We start from the raw sequence: 23,309 nt of genomic DNA, 5'->3' as shown, positions 1-23,309 counted from the left end.
TTTCCTCCACTGAATTGACGACAATTTGATATGCAGTCCGGGTATGCGAGAACTGGAGAGCACCCTCCTCCGGTGCCGGCTATCTCCTCTTTCTTCCAAGCGTGTCGAAGGTAACGGCGGCGGCGATCACGACACCGATCAGCACCTGCTGAATGAATGGCGAGACACCGAGAAGGTTGAGACCGTTACGCAGGACACCGATGATGAAGACACCGATGACGGTGCCGGAGATCGAGCCGACGCCGCCCGATAGCGACGCACCGCCGATCACGACAGCTGCGATCGTGTCGAGTTCGTAACCGAGGCCGGCGCTGGGCTGGGAGCTGTCGAGACGCGCGGCGAAGGCGACGGCGGCAAGGCCGGCCAGCGCACCGCTCAAGGCGTAAACGACGCAGGTATTGAGATTGACATTGATGCCGGCAAGGCGCGCCACTTCCGGATTACCGCCGATGGCGAACAGGTTACGGCCAGACGGGCGGTATTTGAGGATGATCGCGGCGATGATGGCGAGCACGATGAAGGTGGCAACCGTCAGCGACAGAAAACCGAACTGGCGCACTGTGGCAAGCGAGGTGAACCAGTCGGGATAACCGACGATCTGCTTGCCTTCGGTGAGGATATTGGCAAGGCCGCGGGTGACCGACATGACCGCCAGCGTAGCGATGAAGGCCGGAAGTTTGGCAACGGTGATCAGCAGACCGGAAACCAGACCGCAGATTGCACCGGTGGCGATGCCGACGACAATCGCAAGCTCCAACGGCAGGCCGAGCTGTCGCTGCATGACACCCATCATCATCATCGAAAAGGCCAGCACCGAACCGACCGACAGATCGATACCGCCGATGACGATGACCAGCGTCATGCCGATGGCGAGAATGCCGAGGACCGTGACCTGATCGAGAATGTTCAGTCCGTTTCGGGCCGACAGGAAAAATTCCGAGGTCAGCGAGAAGAAGACGCACAACAGGATGAGGCCGACCAGCGGTCCCGACATCTTCTTCACGAAGGACATGTTGATGCCACCGGTCTTCGGCGTCACCTGTTCCGTGATCTCACTCATATAAACCTCCCTGTCGCGCACTTCTCCTGCCGCGCGATCGTTGAATTCTCAGTAAGTGCCCGAACGATCCGCCTTGCGGGTTTCCGGGCGCTCGTGAACGGACAGGCCGCGAGAGCGCGCCACCATCCGTCTCCATTCCATTCGCAGCCTCTGACGGCTGATGTCGTCCATGCCGGGCGTGAAGACTTTTCCGTCACGCGGCAGGGCTGCAAGATCTTCCAGCGTCCAGATGCCGGCGCCGAGACCTGCCAGATGAGCAGCGCCCATGGCCGACAGCTCGGCGGTTTCAGGACGCACGACGGCCACGCCGGCGAGATCCGTTTCCAGCTGCATCAGCAGCTCGTTTTTGGTCGGGCCGCCATCGACATAAAGCTGATCGACCTTGAGGCCGGAGACCAGCACGCGGTCGAGCACGTCGACGATCTGGTGAGCGATGGAATCCACCGCCGCCCGCGCCACCTGCGCCCGTGAGGTGCCAAGCGCTACGCCGCCGATAATGCCCACCGCATTGGCATCCCAATAGGGAGCTCCGAGGCCGCCAAAGGCCGGCACGATCGTGACGCCATTGCTGTCCGGCACGCTGGCCGAGAGCGTCGCGAGGTCAGCCGTGCTGATGCCCAAAAAGTCCGCCAGCCAGACAAGGGTCGATCCGACCGAGCGGATATTGCCCTCAAAAGCATAGGCGATGTCATCCACCTGCCACGCAATCGTACGGCAGACGCCGAGATCGATCTGGTCGGCCGGAATGGCGCTGTCATAGAGGCCCATGACCGAGGAACCGGTGCCTTGGGTCGCCTTGACCTTGCCCGGCTGGAAAGCACCATGCGCAAACAGGGCGGCGTGGCTGTCGGCAAGGACAGCGGTAACAGGCGTGCCGTCGGCAAGCGGTGCGATGCCGCTCACCTTTGCGAAGTCGTAACGCGACGGCACGATGCGCGGGAGGGAAGCCCGCGGAATATTGAAAAGCGCCAGCAGATCGGCGTCGTAATCACCACGATCGAGATCGACGAGCTGCATACGCGAGGCATTGCCAATTTCGACCACATGGTCTCCGCCGAGGCGGGCGATCAGGTAGCTGTCGATGGTGCCGACGCAGATCTCGCCGGCCTTGGCGCGCGACCGGTCGAGATCGACGCGATCGAGCAACCACTGCGCCTTGACGGCGGAAAACATCGGATCAAGCGGCAGGCCGGTCTTGGCCCGGATCATCCGCTGCGTCGTTTCCGGAACGGCTTCGCACAGTTTCAGCGTGCGCTGGTCCTGCCAGGAAAGAAGCGGCGACAAGGGCTTGGCCGTAGCCCGTTCCCACAACAGGCAGCTTTCGCGCTGGGTGGAAAAGCCGATGGCGACGATATCGCCCGCAACTTCAGGCGATACGGCTTCGCGAATGGCGGCCAGCACGCTTTGCCAGATCTCTTCGGCATCCTGCTCGACCCAGCCCGGCTGGGGCGTCGAGAGGCCGAGCGGATGCTGGCCGCGCGCGACGACCTTGCTGTCGCGATCGACCAGCAGGGCTTTTGTGGAGCCCGTACCCTGATCGATGGCAAGAACGAAAGGGCCAGCCATGGCTCAGCCCACCAGCTTGCGGGCAGCGTCTGCAATGCCCTTGGCGGTCAGGCCAAAATGCTCAAGCAGAAAATCGGTGGAACCGGTCGGCGCAAAGCTGGTGACGCCGAGGAATTTTGCGCGTGCCGGATGGTTTTCAGCAAGCGTGGTGGCGACTGCGGCACCGAGACCGCCTTCGAGCACGCCCTCTTCGGCAATGACAAGACCCTTGGTTTCCTTCGCGGCCTTGATGATGGTTTCGGCATCGAGCGGCTTGATGGTCGAAACGTTCAGAACGCGGGCGGCGATGCCGTCGGCGGCGAGGATTGCCTGCGCTTCCAGCGCGCGGGATACCAGCGTGCCTGTGGCGACGAGCGCGACGTCATTGCCGTCGCCGGTGACATCGATCTTGCCGAAGGTGAAAGCAACATCGCGATCAGCCGGGGTGACGGACGGCACCTTGTGGCGACCAACACGCATGTAGATCGGGCGGCCTGAGGCGACGGCCCAGTCCATGGCGGCCTTGGTCTGCTCCGGGTCGGCAGGCACGAGGACGTCGAGATTGTCGATCGCCCGCATCCAGCTCAAATCCTCGATCGAGTGGTGGGTCGGGCCGAGTTCGCCATAAGCCATGCCGGGGCTCATGGCGCAGAGCACGATACCGTAATTCGAATAGGCAACGTCGGCCTTGACCTGTTCGGTGGCGCGGCCTGACAGGAACGGGCCTGCGGCGCAAACGAACGGAATGAAACCGCCATTGGCGAGACCGGCGGCGACGCCGACCATGTTCTGTTCGGCAATGCCGACATTGATCAGACGATCCGGGAAAAGGTCACGGAAGGCATTGAGATTGCTGGAACCGACCGAGTCATTGCAGACGGCAACGATGCGGGGATCGGCCTCGGCGAGAGCGATCAGCTTTTCGGAAAAAGCGACGCGGCAATCGAAGGTTTCGTTGGACACACTGCTATGGGCGTTCATCAGGCAAGTTCCTTCAATGCGAGTTCGACCTGCTCCTTGGACGGCACCTTGTGATGCCATTCGACACGGTCCTCGATGAACGAGACACCCTTGCCCTTGAGCGTGTTGGCGATCACCACCAGCGGCTTGCCATTGCGGTTCTGGGTGAAGGCCTTCAGCAGCGCTGCGGTATCATTGCCATCGATATCGGCAACTTCCCAGCCGAACGACGCCCATTTGTCGCCGAGCGGATCGAGCGAGGCGGTGTCTTCGGTGCGCGCGCCCTGCTGCAGGCGGTTGCGGTCGACGATGACGACCAGATTGTCGAGCTTGCGGTGAGCAGCGGTCATGGCGGCTTCCCAGTTGGAGCCTTCCTGCAATTCGCCATCACCGGTGAAAACGAAAGTCTGCCAGTTCTTGCCCGACAGTTTTGACGCGACGGCCGAGCCGACAGCAATCGGCAGGCCGTGGCCAAGCGGGCCGGTATTGGCCTCGACGCCCTTCACCTTCAGACGGTTGGGGTGACCGTTGAGCTTCGAAAGCGGCTTCATGTAGGTTTCGAGGTCGGCGATCGGGAAAAAGCCGCGCAGTGCCAGAACCGAATAAAGCGCCGCAGCACAGTGGCCCTTTGAAAGAATGAGGCGGTCGCGGCCCGGATCGTCAGCCGTTTCCGGCGAGATGTTGAGAACACCGAAGGCAGCCGTCACCAGAGCATCGGTCACCGACAGGTCACCGCCGATATGACCGGCGCGGGCAATGTCGATCATCTGCACGATGAGGCGGCGGACCTGCTTGGCCACGAGCTTGAGCTGTTCGGCGCGCTCGCCTTCCGGCAGGTCGCGGATCGCCGCAACGTCGAGCGGCTTGTTGTCTGGCCAGACTGAGATGGTCACGGCGTCTCCTCCTGTTTTCTTAAGCGTGAATAATTATTCATGCTTGATTTAATATTCATGATACGGCAGGATTGATCCATGTCAAGCGTGGTTCTGAAAATTCTAAAACGGTCGGGATCGGGAAGCTGGTGCTACGCGATGCTTCCGCGCATGGCTGAAAATCTGCAGTTGCAGCCGGCAATCGCGCGCCGCGCATTCCAATGGCGGCGTTTATTTCCTATGCCTCGGACACGCGTCGGACGGCCCGCTGAGGTTGAGTCTCACGCATTCGAGACAGGAGCCAGCCAGCCATGAGCCGCACCAATGAACTGCGCATGATTACGCGCGTCGCCCAGATGTATCACCTGGAAGGGTTGAAGCAGAGCGACATATCCGAGCTGCTGCGGATATCGCAGGCATCCGTCTCCCGGCTTCTGAAACGCGCCGAGACCGAGGGCATCGTGCGCGTTTCGATCGTCGCCCCCAGCGGCACCTATCCCGATCTCGAATCCGCCATCCGCGAAAAATTCGGCATCAGCGAAGTGATCGTCGCCGATTGCCGCGAGGATAATGACGACGCGGTGTTTTCCGCCATCGGCATCGCTGCCGCCCACCTGCTCGAACAGACGCTGGAAGATGGCGATGTCATCGGCGTCTCCAGCTGGAGCGCGACGCTGCAGCAGATGCTGGACAATATTCACCCGATCAAGCGGGTACGGGCCGAGCGCGTGATCCAGTTGCTCGGCGGCATCGGCGTGCCGAGTGCGCAGATCCACGCAACGCAGCTGACGACGCGACTGGCGCATCTGATCAACGGCGAACCGCAGCTTCTGCCCGCCCCTTGCGTCACCGGATCACCGGAATCGAAACAGATTCTTGTCTCCGATCCACAGGTGAAGGCGACCGTCGACCAGTTCAAGCGCGTCACCACTGCCTTTGTCGGCATCGGCGCCATGTCGCCGTCGCAGAACCTGATCTATTCCGGCAACACCTTTACCCCCTCCGAACTGGAGGAACTGGCCCGCCGTGGCGCTGTCGGTGACATCTGTCTGCGGTTCTACACCGCCGATGGCGAACCCTTGGCGGGCGAAATCTATGAACGCGTCGTCGGCATGACTCTGGAGGAGTTGCAGGCCGTTCCGCGCGTGATCGGCACGGCCGGCGGACAGCGCAAGACGGCGGCGATCGCCGGCGCGCTGCGCGGCAAGCTGATCGACGTTCTCATCACCGACCGCTTCACGGCGGAACGGTTGAGCGAATTCACCTAGAAGCAAACCATTTAAGGGAGGTCCCATGTCACGCTTCACCAACAAGACCGTCGTCATCACCGGCGCAAGCCGCGGTATCGGTGCGGCCATCGCCAGGCGTTTTGCCCGCGAAGGCGCCAATCTCGTCGTTTCCGCCAACGAGGATTCGGTGCATGCCGTCGCGGAAGCGATCAGGACCGATGGCGGCAAAGCGATCTCCTTTGTCGGCGACGTGACGGACAAGGCAAGCGTGGTGGCGCTTTATGACGCGGCCGAGAAGGAATTCGGCGCGGTCGACGTATCGATCCAGAATGCCGGCGTCATCACCATCGCCAAGATCGAGGACATGACCGAAAACGAATGGGACAAGGTCATGGCCGTCAACACCAAGGGCGTGTTCCTGTGCGCCCAGGAAGCCATTGCCCGCATGCGCAAGCATGGCAAGGGTGGCCGCATCATCAACACCGCCTCCGGCCAGGCACGCGACGGTTTTATCTACACACCGCATTACGCGGCATCCAAAATGGGCGTGGTCGGCATCACCCAGAGCCTTGCCAAGGAAGTCGCGATCGACAACATCACCGTCAACGCCTTTTGCCCCGGCATCATCGAGACCGACATGTGGGCCTATAATGATGAAGTCTGGGGCAAGCTGCTCGGCAACTATGCACCGGGCGAGTTGATGAAGGAATGGGTTGAAGGAATCCCGATGAAACGCGCCGGTTCGGGCGAAGATGTCGCCGGTCTCGTAACCTTCCTTGCCAGCGACGATGCCGCTTACATCACCGGCCAGACGATCAATGTCGATGGCGGGCTGATCATGTCCTGACGCTATTTCGAACGGTCCGTTCACCCGGACGGGCCGTTCGAATACGCAAAATGCGAGGTTATGCCCTTGCAATTTGCTAGATTAAGAACTTATGTTTGGAATGTTCTCAGGGCGGGGTGCAATTCCCCACCGGCGGTATCGGAAGCAATTCCGGAGCCCGCGAGCGCCTTCAAGCAATTGAAGGGTCAGCAGATCCGGTGAGATGCCGGAGCCGACGGTATAGTCCGGATGGAAGAGGACAACGCGAAAGACGCCCTTTGCGGGGTGTATGACGCTTGTTCGCCCAAGGGATGTTTGTGCCCGTTTTACTCAAAAAACGGTCGCGAGTTGGATGTCGGTTCGCCGGCATAACCCTTGAAAGGCTTGAAAATGACTATTTCGAAAATTGAAGATGCGATCGAAGCCATTCGCCGTGGTGAAATCGTGGTTGTCGTCGACAACGAGGATCGTGAAAACGAGGGTGACCTTGTGATCGCGGCCGATGCAGCGGATCCAAAAGACATCGCCTTCATGATGAACCATGCCCGCGGCCTGATCTGCGTGGCCATGGAAGGCGAACGTCTCGATGAGCTCGACATTCCGCTGATGGTGGCGCGCAACACCGAGTCGCTGAAGACCGCTTTCACGGTTTCGGTCGACTACATTCCCGGCACCACGACCGGCATTTCCGCCGCCGACCGCTCCGCAACCGTGCGTGCGCTGGCAGCAGGTGACGCCAAGCCGGACGATTTTGCCCGCCCCGGCCATATCTTTCCGCTACGCGCCCACCCGGAAGGCGTTCGCGGTCGTCCGGGCCACACGGAAGCTGCCGTTGAACTGGCGCGTCTTGCCGGCCGCGCCCCTGCCGGCGTGATCTGCGAAGTTGCCAATGACGACGGCACCATGTCGCGCCTGCCGCAGCTGGAAGTTTTTGCTGAAAAGCACGGGCTTCTGGTGGTCACCATCGAAGACATGATCACCTACCTCAACACGACCGCGAAGGTCGACGTTGCCGCCTGATCATCTGCTGGTTTGAAACAAACGCACGGTCATCCGACGAATTCGGTGATCGTGCGTTTCAGTTCCGCAATAAAACCGTGCAGCAACCGCGAACGTGGCACGCCCTTGCGGGTGATCAGAACCGCCGAAACCTCACAGGGCGGTTGAAACGGCAATTGCACCAGACTGTTTGAGAGCTGGTGTGCCGCGCTGTACGGATCGACCACGGCAACACCGATGCCCGACCCGGCCAGCACCGCGGCCGTCGCGCAATAGCGCACCTCCACGCGTGGCATATAACTCTTCTCATCCCGCACGAAGGCATCGCGCAGCATCTGGCCCATGCGCGATTCCGCTTCCAGACCGATAAAACCGTGTTCGCTCAGGTCACCGACAGTGATTTCACCCCGACGCGCCATGGCATGCGCCTTGGGAACGACCGCAACCATATGCGTGCGGGCCAGCACTTCGATATTGACGGACGGGTGACGTTCCAGCGCCAGTCCCAGGCCGATATCGGCGGCCCCGCTCTGGACCGCATCGACCACATGTTCGAGTCGCCGGACATCATAGGCGACGGAGACATCCGGCCGATCCTTCAGGAAACGCGCAAGAGCTGTCGGCCCGATCGTATTGCCGAGCGGCGGCGTCGACATCACCCGCAGGCGGCCGGATGTGCCATGCCGGATGGAACGGGCGCGTGCCGAAAAATTGCGCAGCATGCTGAAGACGGGCCGCACGTCCTCGAACAGAAGCAGGGCTTCTTCGGTCGGCTCCAGCCGACGGTGCAGCCGCTCGAACAGGGTCACTCCAAGCTGGGTTTCCAGCTGGCGGATGCCGTTCGACACGGCCGGCTGCGAAATGCCGAGCTGTTCAGCCGCTTCCACCGTCGTCTCGCAGCGCATCATCGCCCCAAAGATTTCGAGGAGGCGCAGGGAGATTTCAGGCTTCTGTTCGGGTTCGCTCATGGTGTTCGCGATAACAGCCCGCCGAGTGCCATGGCAACGGCTGCCTGCGTCGGGTCGATGACGCGGATGCCGAGTTCATCTTCCAGCCGCTGACGATGGCCGGACATGCCGGCGCAACCGAGCACCACCGCCCCTGCCCTCATCTGCCTCAGTTTCGTTCCGGCCTTCAGAAGCGCCGCGTAACTTTCCTCGCCATGACCGCTATCGGCCACGCTGATCGAACCTTCCAGCGCCACTTCACCGGCCAGACGGCCATCGACACCAAGCCGGCGCAGATTGCGCAAATGCCGAGGGATGGAACCCTCGGCGACGGCGATGACACCGAACAGGTCGGCGAGCGCGAGCGCGCTCAGCACACCGGCATCCTGAATACCGTAGACAGGTTTCGTGGTGATCGACCGGGCCAGATCGAGGCCTGGCTGCGAATAACAGGCCAGCACATAGGCCGACGCATCCGGTCGGCTTTCGATGAGGTCTGCGGTGTTGAGCGCCGCCTCATCGACATGGCGCTGGGTGACGACACCGGGCGGGCCGTGTTCGATCGTCACGCATTCGATCACCGGGCCACCGGGAAACTGCATGCCGGCAACCGCCTCGCGCAGACCTTCGGTGACGTTTTCCGAACTGTTGGGATTGATGACAAGGATGGGGCCAAAAGCGCTCATGGGTTTGCTCATGGGGCAATCTCCGCGCCAAAATTCTGCGCCGGGTCGAATTCCTTGGCGCGGTAACCGGGTTTACCGGTGAGATCGACCGGCTTGCGGGCGACGAAACGACCGCGGCCACGCTGCGCCTTCAGTTCACCATTCTCGACGATGACATCGCCGCGGTTCATGGTGAGAACCGGCCAGCCCTGTATCTCCATGCCTTCGAACGGCGTGTAATCCATGTTGTCGTGCTGGTCGGCCAGTGTCGCGGTGCGACGAGCCTCCGGGTCCCAGATGGCGATATCGGCATCGAAACCGGGGGCGATCGTGCCCTTTTTCGCCATGCCAAAAGTTTTGGCCGCATTGGTGCTGGAGAGTGCCACGAACTGTTGTAGCGTGATGCGGCCTTTGCCGACGCCCTCGGAGAACAGATAGGGCAGCCGCATGGCGATGCCGGGCATGCCATTGGCGATCTTTGGATAAGGGGCATCCACGCCATTGGCGAACTTGCCGCTGGCATCAAAACGGTAAGGCGCATGATCCGACGACACGCTTTCGAACGTGCCGGACTGCACATGCCGCCACAAAGCCCCCTGCGTTGCCGCATCGCGCACCGGCGGCGAGCAGATAAACTTTGCGCCTTCCATACCCGGCCGGTCGAGATCGTTGCGGGTCAGCGCCAGATATTGCGGGCAGGTTTCGGCAAACAGTTTTGTGCCGGCGAGCTTTTCCCGCTGCACGATGGCGGCACCACCCGCCGTCGAGACATGCACGATGAACAGCGCCGCATCGACCAGCTTGGCAAGCGAAACGGCACGGTTGATCGCCTCTTCCTCCGCCAGTTCCGGGCGGCTGACCGCATGGTATTTCGGCGCCGTCAGGCCGGCTGCGGCAAAACGCTTGTTCATCCATTTGACCATGTCGTTGTTTTCGGCATGGACCATGGTGAGCGCGCCATGGGTTTTAGCGACCGTCAGGATATCGAGCATGCCGCCATCGCCGATATTCATCAGGTCATAGGTCATGAACACCTTGAACGAGGTGATGCCGCGCGCAAACACGCCCGGCAGCTCCTCGAGCACGGAAACCGAGGGATCCGAGATGATCAGGTGGTAGGAATAGTCGAGCACCGAATTGGGTGCCGCACGCCCGTCATAGGTGGAGATCACGTCGGCGATCGACTGCCCGCGATGCTGGGCGGCAAACGGGATGAACGAGGAATTGCCGCCGAAGGCGGCAGAGACCGAACCCGAATAATAGTCGTCGGCGGTCATCAGGCCGGTCGAGCTTTCCTGGGCGATATGCGCATGCGCTTCGATACCGCCCGGCATGACCAGCTTGCCGCCCGCATCGATACGGCGCGCGCCACCGGTGATCTTTTCCGCGATCGCGGCGATCCGGCCATCGGTGATGCCGATATCGGCGTCGAACACATCCGATGCGGTGACAACGCGGCCACCATGGATGACGGTATCGAATTCGCTCATGGCATTCTCCTTACACTTCGACGATCACACCGGTCTGCGAGGTGATACGCCCATAGTGTTCGATACGACGATGGCGCTCGAAATCGAAGATCGTCTTTTTGCCAAAGGCGCATTTTTCGAAATCGCATTCGGCGATGATCAACTCGTCCTCTTCGGTCACGGCGCGCGCCAGAACGAAACCGTCCGGATCGACGATGATCGAGCCGCCCATCAGCGGATGGCCATCCTCGTTGCCGGCCTTGGCGATGCCGACCACATAGGTCGAGTTCTGATAGGCACCGGCCTGCAGCGACAGGTCGGAATGGAACAGACGTTTTTCCAGCCCCTCGGCATTCATCTGGCTGTTCACCGACGGCGTATTGTAACCGATCGTCACCAGTTCCACGCCCTGCAACCCCAGCACGCGAAACGTTTCCGGCCAGCGGCGGTCGTTGCAGATGGCCATGCCCATGATGACGCCTTCGTTGCGCCAGACATTAAAGCCGAGATCGCCCGGTTCGAAATAGCGCTTTTCCAGATGCTGGAAGGCCCGTTCGGTATCGTATTCGGAATGGCCGGGCAGATGCACCTTGCGGTATTTACCGACGATATTGGCCTGGCGGTCGGTGACGATGGACGTGTTGTAATAATGGCCGTCCGGCGTCTTTTCGGCGTAACCGAAGGTGATGGCGATGTTGAGTGCGCGGGCGCGGTCGAACAGCGGCTGGGTGGCGGCGTTCGGCATTTCCGTTTCGAACCAGAAATCGATCTCCGCCTGATCTTCCATATACCAGCGCGGGAAGAAGGTGGTGAGCGCCAGTTCGGGATAGACGACCATGTCGGCGCCCTTGGACGCGGCCTCGTCGAGCAGCACGATCATGCGCGCAACGACGCTTTCGCGGCTCTCAGCCTTCTGGATGGCGCCGAGCTGGGCGCCTGCGATTTTCATGACGGTCATGGCAAAAATCCTTTCGAGACGATCAGGCGGCGAGACGCCGCTGGAAATGGCTGACGAGGCGCACCAGCGGCCACAACAGCACAAGATAAAACAGCGCCGCCAGCACCAGCGGCGAGGCATTATAGGTGACGGAACGGGCCATATCGGCGCTGTAAAGCAGTTCCGACAGCGAGATGACCGAGGCAAGCGAGGTGAGCTTGACCACCTCCACGGTGTTTGACAGCAGGTCAGGCAGGACATTGCGCACCGCCTGCGGCAACACGACATGGATCAGCGACTGGGTGCGGCTGAGGCCGGTCGACGCGGCCGCCTCCCACTGCCCCTTGGCAACCGAGATCAAACCGGCGCGATAAACCTCCGCATAATAGGAGGAATTGTTGAGCAGGAAGGCGATGACGACGGCGGTGAACGGCGACACCTTGATTCCGGCAAACGGCAGGCCGGAATAGATAAAGATCAGCAACACCAACGGCGGCAGCGCGCGAAAGACATCCGTATAGACGATGGTCGGCCAGCGCACCCAGCGGCGCGGTGAGAGGTTTCCAAGCGCCACGAAAAGACCGCCGACAAGACCAAGCAGGATGACCGCGACGCACAGCTGCAGCGTCATCCACGCGCCTTTCAGCAGCAGCGGAATTGCCTTCTGCATGATGGCGAGGTTGAAGAACTGGTCGAGGAAAATGTCCATGTCCGGCTCCTATCGCTTTTTCCAGGCGGTGCGGTTTTCCAGCCAGCGGGCAAACACCACCATCGGCATGAAGATCGCCAGATAGGCGATGACCGATAGGGTGAGCGGCGTGGCGCTGCCGGAAAAGCTCTGCGCCGTGGTGGAGGCGGAGAGGATCTCGACCACACCGATGGCCGAGCCGAGCGCCGTCATCTTGGTGATGGCCAGCACGCGGTTGACGAGCGGCGGCATGGCGAGCCGGACCGCCTGCGGCAGCGCCACATAAACCAGCGTGCGGGTAAAACCGAGCCCGGTGGCGATGCCGGCCTCCCACTGGCCCTTTTCCACCGAGGAAAAACCTGCCCAGAAAATCTCCTCGGCAAAGGCGGCGAGCGTCAAGGAAAGCACGATGAACAGTACCATCGAACCGGACAGGCGGATGCCGATCGACGGAAAGCCGAAATAGAGGATGAGGATCAACACCAGCGGCGGCAGGGCGCGAAAAATATCGGCGTAGCAGATGATAAAGAAATTCGGGATCTTGCGGCGATAGGCGCGCAGGCAGGCCAGCCCGAGACCGAGCGCGATACCGGCAACGATGACGGCGGCGGCAATGACCAGCGTCACGCCCATGCCGGCGATGACATCAGGCGCGTATTTCGCCATCACCACCGGATTGAAGAAGGTTTCGAGAAAACGATCCATGCCGTCTCAGCCCGAAACGCGCGACAGGAAGGCGCGGGTGCGATCCGCCTTGGGCGAACCAAAGATTTCGTCGGGCGTGCCCTCCTCGACGATGACGCCACCATCCATGAACACGACCCGATCCGCCGTCTCGCGGGCAAAGGCCATTTCGTGGCTGACGACAAGCATCGTCATGCCCTTGGCCTTGAGGTCCTTCATCACCTTGAGGACGGAGCCGACCAGTTCGGGATCGAGCGCGGAGGTGGGTTCGTCGAACAGCATGACTTTTGGATCGAGCGCGAGTGCGCGGGCGATCGCCACGCGCTGCTGCTGGCCGCCCGACAGTTCCGCCGGATAGGCATCCGCCTTATGGGCAAGGCCGACCCGTTCGAGCATGTCCATGGCGCGCGCGTCGGCTTCCACCTTGCTGCGTTTCAGCGCCTTGCGCTGCGCCAGTGTGACGTTTTTCAGCACACTCATATGCGGATAGAGGTGAAACCCCTGAAACACCATGCCGACCTGCAGGCGCATGCGCGCGAGGTCGCTGCTGGTGCCACCCATGATATTGCGGCCATCGAGGATGATGTCGCCGGATGTCGGTTCCTCGAGCCGGTTGCAACAGCGCAGCATCGTGCTTTTGCCGGAACCGGATGGACCGATGACGAAGACGAGTTCGCCTTCGGCGACCTTGAGATCGATCTGCTTGAGGATGGTGTTGGCACCGAAACGCTTTTCGAGCGCGGCGATTTCCAGCATCGGGCGATTGGCCATGCGGCTACTCCGTCGGGCAATGGCGGACAGGCGGGCGGGAGGCGCCCGCCTGTCCGCGACGCGCGTTACTTCAGGTTATCGCAGGATGCCTTGTGGTCATCCTCGACATAACCGTCGAAGCCCGGCGTGCCAAAACCCTTGGTGGGCGTTACGATGGTAGTGCCGGCAACCGGGACGACGCCGAACCATACTTCCGAGAGTTTTGCCATCGAGCCATCGAGCTTCAGGCATTCCATCGCCTTCTCGACGAGATCGCGATTGGCTTCATCACCCTTGCGGAACGGAAAAGCCCAGACCATGCCGGTGGCATATTCATAGGACAGTTTCAGGCGCGCGTTCTGCTTGACTGCCCAGGCGGCTACCGTGTTGCCGGCAAGGTTCGCATCGGCACGGCCAGCCATGACGGCGGCGACGGCATCCGAATTGGTGCCGTAGCTTTCAACCTTCCAGCCGAACTCCTTTTCCTTCTCGCGCAGAAAGCTGTCATAGGCGGAGCCCTTGTTGACGGCGATCGTCTTGCCCTTGAAGTCTTCCAGCGACTTGAAGTCCGGCGCATTGGCCGGAACCACGAAGCTGAAATTGGTATCCATAAAACCTTCGGTGAAGAGAAGGCTGGCGGAACGCTCCTTGTTGACCGTTACCGGAGCGGCAAGAAAGTCATAAGTGCTGGCCTGCAGGGCCGGTATAAGGCTGGAAAACTGCGCGCTGGTCAGTTCCACCTTCTTGCCGAGACGGTCGCCGATGAGATTGATCAGATCGACATTGAAGCCTTCAATCTTGCCGTCGAGCGTCGGCATGGCATGCGGGGCAAACGTGCCGTCGATCGCGGTCTTGATCGTATCGCCGATCGCGAAGGCCGGGCTGGAGAGGATAGAACTACAGGCAATAAGGGTCGTTAGGCCGGCAAGACCGGCCTTGATCATGGGGTTCATCGATGTTCTCCTACTGGCGGTTCCGGGCCTTTTGCGACCCTGTTATCCGAGCAGTGTTCCACCGCGATTGCCGCACCGCAATATAATAAATGATAATAATCGGATTAGAATTATACGATTTCCAAATACGAACTTCCGCTGACGGTGGAATTGGAAAAAGTGCGGCCGCGCTTTGTCAGCGCGGCCGCAAATTCGCAAGTCTATGGGTGGGTTTTACCCTCAGATGGCGGCGCGCTTGTCGTGTTTCGCGACGCGCGACAGAAGGTAATCCACTTCGGCGCGGGCGGCGGGCGTCAGCATCTGCGCCGGCTTGCGCTGCGCGTCCGAAGCGATGACACCACGGCGCTTGAGAACATGCTTGCGCACGGCAAGGCCAACACCGAGCTGCTGCTCATACCGGATCAGCGGCAGGTGGGCATCGAACAGGTCATGCGCCTCGTCGCGCTTGCCTTCAGCAAACAGCGAGACCAGTTCGGTCAGCATATCGGGGAAACCGTAACCGGTCATGGCGCCGTCCGCGCCGCGCTCCGGTTCGAAATCCATGAACATGCCGCCATTGCCGCAGAGGATGGAGAACGGCCGCAATTCGCCCGATTTCTGCATGGCGCGCAGTTTGGAGATCTTTTCCAGACCCGGCCAGTCTTCGTGCTTCAGCATTAGGCAGGAGGGATGGTTGCTGATGACCTTTGCGATGACGCCGGGCGAGATGACGACACTCAGCGTCAGCGGATAATCCTGCAGTACCCACGGCACGTCGTCGCCGATGGCTTCGACGGCGCCGGCAAAATAATTGATGATCTGGTCGTCCGTGCGAAGCGCCGGTGTCGGCGCGATCATGACGCCTGCCGCGCCCATATCCATCGAGGTGCGGGCAAGCGATTTCATGCCGGCAAAACCGGGGGCGGAGACACCGACGATGACCGGCACCTTGGCGCGCGCAATGACGCGCTTGATGATCGCCCGGCTTTCCTCCGGCTCCAGTTTCGGCGCCTCGCCCATGATACCGAGGATGGTGATGCCGGTGCAGCCGCTGTCCTGATAGAAGTCGGTGAGGCTGTCGACGGAGTTGAAGTCAATCGCCCCGTCCTCAAGGAATGGGGTTGCGGCAATCGCGTAGACGCCCTTGGATTCGACGCTGAATGTCATGCTGGTTCTCTCAACAGTTGGCAGGCCGGCGACGGGAGACCGACTCCCTGCGCACGCCGGCGATTAGACGTTGGCTTGCAGGCCGCCGTCAATACGGATGACCGGGTGTTCAGCAGCGATAGAGTTCGACCGGCAGATCGCTGAACACTTCGGGTGCGCCATCAGTGATGGCAAAGGTCTGGCCGACACCGGCCGTCAGACCGGTTTCCGCATCCGGGATCATGATGTGGACGAAAAACACCATGCCCGGCGTCATGATCAGCGGATTGCCGGAATAGATCATCGGCGGCACATCCATCCATGTGGGCTTGAAGGTGCAGCCGAGCGCATAACCGCAGGCGGCATAACGTGCCTTGGCAAAACCGGCACCATCCAGCACACGGCGATGGATATCGTCGAGCGTGCCGAGCGGCACCCCTGCCCTTGCTGCATCCTTGATCTGGTCAAGCGCGTCCTTGGCGACATTCAGCATGTCGATCTGGCGTAGATCGGGTTTGCCCGTCACCAGCGTGTGTTCGACGACGACATGATAACGGCAATGCGAACCGGCGAGTTCGACAAGGATCTGGTCCTGCTCCTCGATCAGGCGCGGGCCACCGATGCCGCGACCGTAAAGCGCGCGCGATCCCGAATTGACGAGCGGGCCGCCGGACGGGATATCGCCGCCGCCCGCGAGCATCGAGGTCAAGGCAGCACCGCTCAGGACAGTATCGGGAATGCCGGGCCGGGTGACATCGATCGCCGCCTTTACGGCGGCATCGGCAAGCTTGCCAGCCATGCGTACATGCTGCAGTTCTGCCGCCGATTTCACCAGCCGGCCGGTGCGCACGATATCGGATGCGTCTTCGGTGACGCAAAAACCGTCCAGCGCCTTGTCGACCATGCGGGCATTGGCGCCGGTCAGGCCATAAGTGGCATATTCGACGCCGACCTTTTTGCCCTTCAGACCCTTCTCCGCCATGATGGCACGCAGGTCCTCAGCCGGGTTGGCATCCTCGGCATTCAGCCAGACGCGAACATCATCGTAAAGCGAGGCGACATTGGCCTGCCGCAGATCCGGTGTGCGGGTGAGCATCACGGTCTTGCTATCGTCATCGGCCAGAACAAGGCCGACCTGGAAGAAGACATAACCGGCGGTATCGTAACTCGTCAGCCAGTAATGGCTTTCCTGCGCGAACACGACGAGCGCATCCAGCCCGCGTTCCCTCATGCGGCGGCGGGTGGCGGCCAAACGGCCGGCAAATTCCGCCTGCTTGAATTTCAGGAGAACCTTGCGGCCATCCGGCGTCATGCCGGCAAATTCCTGGGGAACATACATCGTCATGCGACCTCGCAGATGTCGGTCATGGTAATGAGATAGATGCGGATCATGTCGAGGTAATCGACGATATCGACACGTTCGTCAGGCATGGTGTTGTAGCGGCCGCCCGGCCCGCAGACGACACCTTCCATGCCGCCTTCGGCCCAGAGATGACCGGCATCGGTGCCGAAATAGGCCGGCGGGGCGATGGCACCGGTCGGCTGTTTTTCGCCGCGCACCGCCTCGTAGGCGGCATTGATCGCCGTGACGATGCGAGCGTTCTTGTCGACCGCGAAGGCCGGCATGGTCGGCTGATCATCTTTCGTTTCGGCAGACACCTTTGCCTTCAGGCCCGGATGACGCGCGCAAAGCCCATCGAGCACCTTCTGGATATCGGCAAGCGCGTTTTCTCTGGCCTGGCCCGGCCCATACCGGCCCGAACCCTTCAGCCGCACGAAATCCGCCACCTGCGGCGGGCGCCATTCATGCAGATCGCGGCCAAGCGCACCGTGCATGACGCCAACATGCACGCGATTGACCGATTTGTGCTCCTCGGTCGGCGCATCCGAAAACGTCATGTCGCTGAGTTCGGGGATCAGCTCGCAGGCGGCGCGGATGGCATCGACGGCCGCCTCGCGCTTGGAGAGATGGCGGGTGACGCCCTCGATCTCGATGATGAAGGTGAAGGCCGCTGCATGCATGGTGATGGCCTGCAGGTCGGACGGTTCCGAGTTGATGAAATAGTCGGCGCGGGTGCCGGCGCGTACCGCCTGCAGCGTGCCGATACCGCCCTGCAATTCACCGATCACATAGGTGAGGATGACATCGCCCTTCAAGCGGATGCCGTTGTCGATCAGCGTCTTGACGGCGCAAAGCGAGGAAGCATCGCCGGCCTTCATGTTGGAGACGCCGATGCCGTAGATGAAATCATCATCGACAACACCACCCCAGGGATCGACGGTCCAGCCTTCGGTGGCCGGATTGGTATCGAGATGGCCATTGAACAACAGGCTCTTGCCACCGCCGGTGCCGCGCCAGATGCCGATCGCATTCACACGATCGCCAACCACCGGCTGGAGTTCGACTTCCAGCCCCATGGCGCGCATGATATCGGCCATGTGTTCGGCCAGCACGCGCTCGCCGGGCGTTTCCGAATAGCTCTTGTGCCGCACCATGTCGGCGAGAATGTCGAGGCAGGCCTTTTGGTCGATCCGGCCGGCGAGTTCCACGGCATTTGTCATCGGGCACTTCCTTCCATCATATCTTGCGACTGCTCGGCAGCGGCGTGAACCGGAACGGCGTCCAGCAGGGCCTTGGTATAGGGATCACGATCATCCGAACGGGCATCCGGACCATCGAAGAAATCGACCAGCGCACCGTGATGCATGACGGCGATGCGATGCGCGAGCTGGCGGATGAGGTTGAGATCGTGGGTGATGAAGACGCAGGCCGTGCCGGTATCCTTCTGCAGCTTGACCAGAAGCTCGGCCACCGCCGCCTGAACCGACACATCGAGCGCCGCCGTCACCTCGTCGCAGATGACGAGATCCGGTTCGGCGGCAAAGGCGCGGGCAATCGCCACACGCTGCTTTTCACCGCCGGAAAGCTGATGCGGGTGACGTTTGGCATAATCGGCAGGCAGGCGCACCATTTCCAGCAGATCGGCGACCCGTGCCGCGACCTTGTCGGCCGGTACGATGCCATAGAGCTTTAGCGGCCGACCGATGATGGTGCCGATCGTCTGGCGCGGATTGAGCGAGGCATCCGGGTGCTGGAAGACCAGCTGCACCCGGCGGCGATAGGCGCGGTCGATATCCTTGCGGCTGGCAAAGGTCTTGCCATCGAACTGAAGCTTGCCGTCAAATTCCTGAAGGCCTGCCAGCACCTTGGCGATGGTCGATTTGCCGGAGCCGCTTTCGCCCACGACACCGAGCAACTCGCCCTTGCGGACGTCCATGCTGACGTTTTTCGCACCCCAGAAACCGGCCTTTTCGGCTTCCTTCGGCTGAAAAATTTTCTGCAGCATGGTCGGGGCATTGTAATGCACGCCGATCGTCTCGAGGCTGATCAGCGGTTCCGGATTGACCGGCGCGTCGATGCCGATCCAGCGGTCGGGATTGGGCACGGCGCCGATCAGCTGGCGAGTATAATCGGCCTTGGGGCGACGGAACACATCGTCCACCTTGCCGCTTTCGACGATGACCCCCTTGTGCAGGACCGAGACCTCATCGACCACGCGCGACACCAGCCCGAGATCATGGGAGATGTAGAGCGCCGAGACATTGGTTTCCTCGCGCAACTGGTTGAACAGATCGAGGATCTGGCGGGCGGTCAAAATATCGAGCGCTGTGGTCGGCTCATCGAAAATGATCAGTTCCGGTTCGCAGGCAAAGGCCGTGGCGATGACCACGCGCTGCTTTTCGCCGCCCGATGCCTCATGCGGATAACGCTGCAGCATGTCCTTTGGGTGGGTGATGCCGGTGCGGGCAAGGGCTGCTTCGGCCTCCTGCATGGCCTCGACCTTGGTAAGACCACGATGCCGCATCAGCACCTCGGCAATCTGTTCGCCGAGACGGATGGTCGGATTGAGCGATGTCGATGGGTCCTGAAACACCATGGCCATGCGACGGCCGCGGATATCCAGCATCTGGCGTGGCGTATAGTCGAGGATTTCCTCGCCGGCGAGACGGATCGCACCCGCCGTTTCCACCGCGTTCGGCGGCAGATAACGCATGATCGACCAGGCCATCGACGATTTGCCGGAACCGGATTCGCCGACGAGACCGACCGTCTGTCCCTTGGCGATGGTGAGATCGATATTTTTCAGCGCCGAGACGATGCCATCCGCTGTGCGATAGGACAGCGAATAGTTACGGATCGCCAGCGCGGCTTTGGTGGTTTCGGTCACGGCCGGAGTGAGCGGGGAGGTCAATGGCTTCTCCGGGGATCGAGGGCATCGCGCAGGGCATCGCCGAACAGGTTGAAACCGAGCGCCGCCATGGCGATCGACAGGCCGGGAATGGCCACGCACCAGGGATTGCGGAACATGAACTGCCGCGCTTCGGCGACCATCAGCCCCCATTCGGTGCTGGGCGGCTGGGCGCCGAGGCCAAGGAAGCCGAGCGTTGCGCCGATCATGATGGCGAAGGACACGCGGATGGTGGCCTCGACGACGATCGGGCTCAGCGCATTGGGAAGCACTTCGCAGCCGACGATGTAAAAGCCGCTTTCGCCGCGGGCGATGGCGGCGCGGACATAATCGCGGGTACGTACAGAGAGGACGGCGCTGCGGGCGATACGCGCCATGCCGGGCGTGAACGCGACGGCGACGGCGAGAAGCGCATGCTCCATGCCGCCCCCCAGCATGGTGACGATCAGAAGCGTGAAGAGCAGATCCGGCACGGCCAGAAGACCATCGAGAATCCGCATGATGGTACTGTCGACCCAGCCACCGGACACGCCGGCAATCACGCCGATGACCGAACCGACACCGACGCCAAGCGCCGTTGCAAACACACCGAAGGCGACGGTCGAAGGCGCTCCATTGAGAACGCGAGAGAGGAGATCACGGCCGAACTGGTCGGTACCAAGCCAATGCGCGGCGGACGGCCCCTGCAGACGCGCGATCGGGTGAAAGGTCTGCGGATCGTAAGGGGCGAGCCACGGCCCGAAAAGGGCGGCGGTCAGCACGATCACCAGAAGGGTCGTGCCAACCACCGCAGTCGGGGAACTGAAGAAATCACGCATAACGAACCCTCGGATCGAGCATGGCGATGACGATGTCCGAGACGAGATTGGACAGCGCATAAACGGCGGCCAGAAGCAGCGTGACGGCCTGGATGACCGGAAGATCGCGGTTTTCCAGCGCATACATCAGCAGGCGACCAAGCCCCGGCCAGGCAAAGATTTCCTCGACGACGATGATGCCGCCGAGCAGGTAACCGATATCCAGCGAGATGACGGCCACGGCCGGCGCCAAAGAATTGGGCAGCGCATGGCGACGGATGACGCGGCGTTCGGTCAAACCCTTCAGGCGCGCGGCGCGGACGTAATCGGAGGACAGCACTTCGGCCATTTCCGAGCGGACCTGCCGGGAGATATGCGCGAGCAGAATGAGGCCGAGCGTGAATGCCGGAAGCGCCACGTGATAGGCAAAGCCCGACATGTTCTCCCAGGGCGCAACAAAACCGCCGGCCGGGAAAATTCCGGAATTCGGGGCAGCGAGAAACACCAGAAGCAGCGTCGCGGTAACGAATTCAGGCAAGGCCGTACCGAGATAGCTGAACAGGCCGATCGCCAGATCGACGGCGGTGCCGCGTTTGAGGGCGGCGAGCGCCCCCAAGGGGATGGCGATGACCGTGACCGCGACGAGCGCGGTCACGCCAAGCAGAGCCGAGTTGAGAAAGGCCTCGCCGACAACGTCGGACACCGGTAGGGACAGACGCAACGAGGTGCCCAGATCGCCGCGCAGGATGCCGGCGACCCAGTTGAAATATTGCATGTACCAGGGCTGATCGAGGTTCAATTGCCGCTCGAGTGCCGCAACCGCATCCGGGGTGGCATATTCCCCCAGGATCATGATGGCGGCATTGCCGGGTAGAACCGTCGTGATCGCAAAGACCGCGAAGGTGACGATGGCCAGCACCAGGAAGATGGCGAGCAATCGCCTGATCAGATAACCCCTGGTCATGGCATCAGGCCTTATTCAGCCAGACGTTTTCGACATAGTAGTAACGGGACAGCGGCGCGATCGTCCAATCTTCCGCGCCCTTGCCGTTTGCCGTCAGGATGTCCTCGTAGATCGGCACGATATAAGGCGTGTCCTTTAACTGCAGTTCCTGCGCCTTGGCATAAAGTTCGCGCCGCTTTTCCGTGTCCGTCGTCGAACGGGCATCTGATATCAGCGTATCGAACTCGGCGTTTTTCCAGGCCGTGTCCTCATAAGAAGCGTCGGAGGTCAGAAGCAGCTTGAACGTGGCATCCTCGGTGGCCTGCATGCCCCAATAACCCATGTAGAAGCTGCCCTTCATCCAGACATTGGCCAGATAGGTGTCGTGTGACATGGTCTCGACCTCGATGTCGAAACCTGCCGGCTTTGCCATTTCCTTCAGCGCAACCGCCACCTGGGCTCGGATCGCCGGACGGTTGGAAGCAACCAGCGTTACCTTGATGCCATCCGGATAACCGGCCTCAGTCAGCAGTTTCTTGGCGCCTTCCGGATCATAGGCGATCTCGGGCGTCTTGATGGCGTACTGGAATTCCGGCGAGACGAGGTTGTCGTAAGCGGGGCGGCCGAGGCCTTCGAGCACGATATCGACCAGCAGGCCACGATCGACCGACATGGCAAGCGCCTTGCGCACGCGCACGTCATCGAACGGTTTCTGGTCCTGACGCATGGTGACGTTGACGAAACGGCCGGACGGAATGCGCTTGGTGGTGATGCCGTTGGCAGCAGTGATACGCTCGAAATCCGCCTGCTGCACGGTGAGCATGATATCCATGGCGCCGTTGAGGAAATTGGCGCTTTCGGCGGCAAGATCCGGGAAGAGATGCATCTCGACGCCATCGAGATACGGCTTGCCCTTGATGAAATAGTTCTCGTTCTTGACGAGGCGCACCATGCGGGCGCTGTCGTAGGTTTCGAGCTTGAACGGGCCGGTGCCGTTGGCGGTCGTATCAAGCTTTTCGCGCGGACCGGAAAGGGCCGCCTTGGAAACGATGCGGGCATTGGCATGCGCCGTCGAGATCGGCAGGTCGGCAAACGGCGTCTTCAGATTGAAGCGCACGGTGGTGGCGTCGACAGCCTCGATCGTGTCGATCATGTTGAGAACCGAGCGGGCAGCCGCCGGCACATCCTTGTTCAGGATCGCCTGGAAGGTAGCGACCACATCGTCCGCCGTGCAGGGCGAACCGTCATGGAAGGTAACGCCCTTGCGCAGGAAATAGGTGAAGGTTTTTGCATCTTCACTGCCTTCCCAGCGCTCGGCAAGGTCGGCCATAGGCTTGTTGTCCGGGCCCATGCGGGTCAGGCCGGAATACAGCATATCCACCACCGGATATTCGGCCGGGCCGGAGCAGTTCAGCACATTCAGCGTCGCGATACGCGTCGAGTGGCTGATCTTCAGCGTACCGCCCGGCTTGGGCGTGGCAGACTGCGCAAAGCTGATGCCTGGAAGCATTGCCGTGGCGGCCATGCCCATTACCACCGTGCGGCGGGTAATCATAAAAGTCGTCATTTCGCCCTCTGTCGTTTGGTTTTGACATTCCGCCGGGCGCCTT

Annotated in this window: 22 protein-coding genes and 1 riboswitch; of the genes, 3 read left to right on the top strand and 19 right to left on the bottom strand. The window is 61.3% G+C overall.

Features of this window, described 5'->3' with window-relative positions; translation table 11 throughout:
- Window positions 1-79: 79 nt before the first annotated feature.
- The 4 genes from AAIH70_RS14215 to AAIH70_RS14200 are packed head-to-tail and all read right to left on the bottom strand — an operon-like array spanning window position 80 to window position 4,401.
- Complete coding sequence (locus AAIH70_RS14215; RefSeq protein WP_132274534.1) at window positions 80-1,060, bottom strand: ABC transporter permease; 981 nt, start codon at window positions 1,058-1,060, stop codon at window positions 80-82.
- A 48-nt stretch (window positions 1,061-1,108) separates the two neighbouring features.
- The gene (locus AAIH70_RS14210; protein WP_132274537.1) at window positions 1,109-2,626 is read right to left on the bottom strand and encodes an FGGY family carbohydrate kinase; all 1,518 of its coding nucleotides are present in this window, start codon (window positions 2,624-2,626) and stop codon (window positions 1,109-1,111) included.
- Between the two features lie 3 nt (window positions 2,627-2,629).
- Window positions 2,630-3,586, bottom strand: coding sequence for a transketolase family protein (locus AAIH70_RS14205; RefSeq protein WP_430034416.1), 957 nt, complete (start codon window positions 3,584-3,586; stop codon window positions 2,630-2,632).
- Window positions 3,586-4,401 (bottom strand): transketolase, encoded by an 816-nt coding sequence (locus AAIH70_RS14200; RefSeq protein ID WP_430034466.1) that lies wholly within the window; start codon window positions 4,399-4,401, stop codon window positions 3,586-3,588. Before AAIH70_RS14200 ends, AAIH70_RS14205 begins: the two co-directional genes overlap by 1 nt.
- A 347-nt stretch (window positions 4,402-4,748) precedes the next feature.
- On the opposite strand from AAIH70_RS14200, the gene AAIH70_RS14195 reads away from it, so the two are divergent.
- The 3 genes from AAIH70_RS14195 (at window position 4,749) to ribB (ending at window position 7,512) form a co-directional block, all read left to right on the top strand.
- Window positions 4,749-5,705, top strand: a complete 957-nt coding sequence (locus AAIH70_RS14195) for a sugar-binding transcriptional regulator (protein ID WP_132274545.1) — start codon at window positions 4,749-4,751, stop codon at window positions 5,703-5,705.
- 25 nt (window positions 5,706-5,730) lie between these two features.
- The gene (locus tag AAIH70_RS14190) at window positions 5,731-6,513 is read left to right on the top strand and encodes a glucose 1-dehydrogenase (RefSeq protein ID WP_132274548.1); all 783 of its coding nucleotides are present in this window, start codon (window positions 5,731-5,733) and stop codon (window positions 6,511-6,513) included.
- Between the two features lie 98 nt (window positions 6,514-6,611).
- Window positions 6,612-6,757, top strand: a riboswitch (FMN riboswitch).
- A 125-nt stretch (window positions 6,758-6,882) separates the two neighbouring features.
- Window positions 6,883-7,512, top strand: a complete 630-nt coding sequence (gene ribB / locus AAIH70_RS14185) for a 3,4-dihydroxy-2-butanone-4-phosphate synthase (protein ID WP_132274551.1) — start codon at window positions 6,883-6,885, stop codon at window positions 7,510-7,512.
- 29 nt (window positions 7,513-7,541) lie between these two features.
- Here ribB and AAIH70_RS14180 read toward each other — a convergent pair whose 3' ends face one another.
- From AAIH70_RS14180 to AAIH70_RS14110, 15 genes are all read right to left on the bottom strand, one after another.
- Window positions 7,542-8,459, bottom strand: a complete 918-nt coding sequence (locus AAIH70_RS14180; protein ID WP_132274554.1) for a LysR family transcriptional regulator — start codon at window positions 8,457-8,459, stop codon at window positions 7,542-7,544.
- On the bottom strand, window positions 8,456-9,136 hold the full coding sequence (locus AAIH70_RS14175) for an aspartate/glutamate racemase family protein (protein WP_132274557.1): 681 nt from the start codon (window positions 9,134-9,136) through the stop codon (window positions 8,456-8,458). Before AAIH70_RS14175 ends, AAIH70_RS14180 begins: the two co-directional genes overlap by 4 nt.
- Window positions 9,133-10,593 carry a dihydropyrimidinase gene (gene hydA / locus AAIH70_RS14170; RefSeq protein ID WP_132274560.1) on the bottom strand — a complete coding sequence of 487 codons (1,461 nt, stop codon included), beginning with the start codon at window positions 10,591-10,593 and terminating at the stop codon, window positions 9,133-9,135. The genes AAIH70_RS14175 and hydA overlap by 4 nt, the downstream gene beginning before the upstream one ends.
- A gap of 10 nt (window positions 10,594-10,603) precedes the next feature.
- The gene (locus AAIH70_RS14165; RefSeq protein ID WP_132274563.1) at window positions 10,604-11,530 is read right to left on the bottom strand and encodes an N-carbamoyl-D-amino-acid hydrolase; all 927 of its coding nucleotides are present in this window, start codon (window positions 11,528-11,530) and stop codon (window positions 10,604-10,606) included.
- A gap of 22 nt (window positions 11,531-11,552) precedes the next feature.
- Window positions 11,553-12,218: an amino acid ABC transporter permease gene (locus tag AAIH70_RS14160; protein WP_430034412.1), complete on the bottom strand. Its 666-nt coding sequence runs from the start codon at window positions 12,216-12,218 to the stop codon at window positions 11,553-11,555.
- Window positions 12,219-12,227: 9 nt separating this feature from the next.
- Window positions 12,228-12,902, bottom strand: a complete 675-nt coding sequence (locus AAIH70_RS14155) for an amino acid ABC transporter permease (RefSeq protein ID WP_132274569.1) — start codon at window positions 12,900-12,902, stop codon at window positions 12,228-12,230.
- Between the two features lie 6 nt (window positions 12,903-12,908).
- Window positions 12,909-13,652 (bottom strand): amino acid ABC transporter ATP-binding protein, encoded by a 744-nt coding sequence (locus AAIH70_RS14150; protein WP_281033601.1) that lies wholly within the window; start codon window positions 13,650-13,652, stop codon window positions 12,909-12,911.
- Window positions 13,653-13,717: 65 nt separating this feature from the next.
- Complete coding sequence (locus AAIH70_RS14145) at window positions 13,718-14,584, bottom strand: transporter substrate-binding domain-containing protein (RefSeq protein WP_430034409.1); 867 nt, start codon at window positions 14,582-14,584, stop codon at window positions 13,718-13,720.
- A gap of 219 nt (window positions 14,585-14,803) precedes the next feature.
- Entirely contained in the window at window positions 14,804-15,730 is a 927-nt protein-coding gene (locus tag AAIH70_RS14140) for a dihydrodipicolinate synthase family protein (protein ID WP_132274573.1), read from the bottom strand.
- A 109-nt stretch (window positions 15,731-15,839) separates the two neighbouring features.
- A complete protein-coding gene (locus tag AAIH70_RS14135; RefSeq protein ID WP_132274576.1) occupies window positions 15,840-17,054 on the bottom strand; it encodes a M24 family metallopeptidase in 1,215 nt (404 codons plus the stop codon).
- A complete protein-coding gene (locus tag AAIH70_RS14130) occupies window positions 17,051-18,271 on the bottom strand; it encodes a M20 family metallopeptidase (RefSeq protein WP_430034406.1) in 1,221 nt (406 codons plus the stop codon). Before AAIH70_RS14130 ends, AAIH70_RS14135 begins: the two co-directional genes overlap by 4 nt.
- A complete protein-coding gene (nikE, locus tag AAIH70_RS14125; RefSeq protein WP_245519170.1) occupies window positions 18,268-19,962 on the bottom strand; it encodes a nickel ABC transporter ATP-binding protein NikE in 1,695 nt (564 codons plus the stop codon). Before nikE ends, AAIH70_RS14130 begins: the two co-directional genes overlap by 4 nt.
- Entirely contained in the window at window positions 19,959-20,777 is an 819-nt protein-coding gene (locus AAIH70_RS14120; RefSeq protein ID WP_132274581.1) for an ABC transporter permease, read from the bottom strand. Before AAIH70_RS14120 ends, nikE begins: the two co-directional genes overlap by 4 nt.
- On the bottom strand, window positions 20,770-21,720 hold the full coding sequence (locus AAIH70_RS14115) for an ABC transporter permease (RefSeq protein ID WP_132274583.1): 951 nt from the start codon (window positions 21,718-21,720) through the stop codon (window positions 20,770-20,772). The genes AAIH70_RS14120 and AAIH70_RS14115 overlap by 8 nt, the downstream gene beginning before the upstream one ends.
- A 4-nt stretch (window positions 21,721-21,724) precedes the next feature.
- A complete protein-coding gene (locus AAIH70_RS14110; RefSeq protein ID WP_132274586.1) occupies window positions 21,725-23,266 on the bottom strand; it encodes an ABC transporter substrate-binding protein in 1,542 nt (513 codons plus the stop codon).
- Between the last annotated feature and the right edge of the window lie 43 nt (window positions 23,267-23,309).

It is taken from the genome of Neorhizobium sp. BT27B (assembly GCF_050455485.1).
Classification (GTDB): Bacteria; Pseudomonadota; Alphaproteobacteria; order Rhizobiales; family Rhizobiaceae; genus Neorhizobium.
This window is presented reverse-complemented; position numbering and strand designations above follow the sequence as displayed.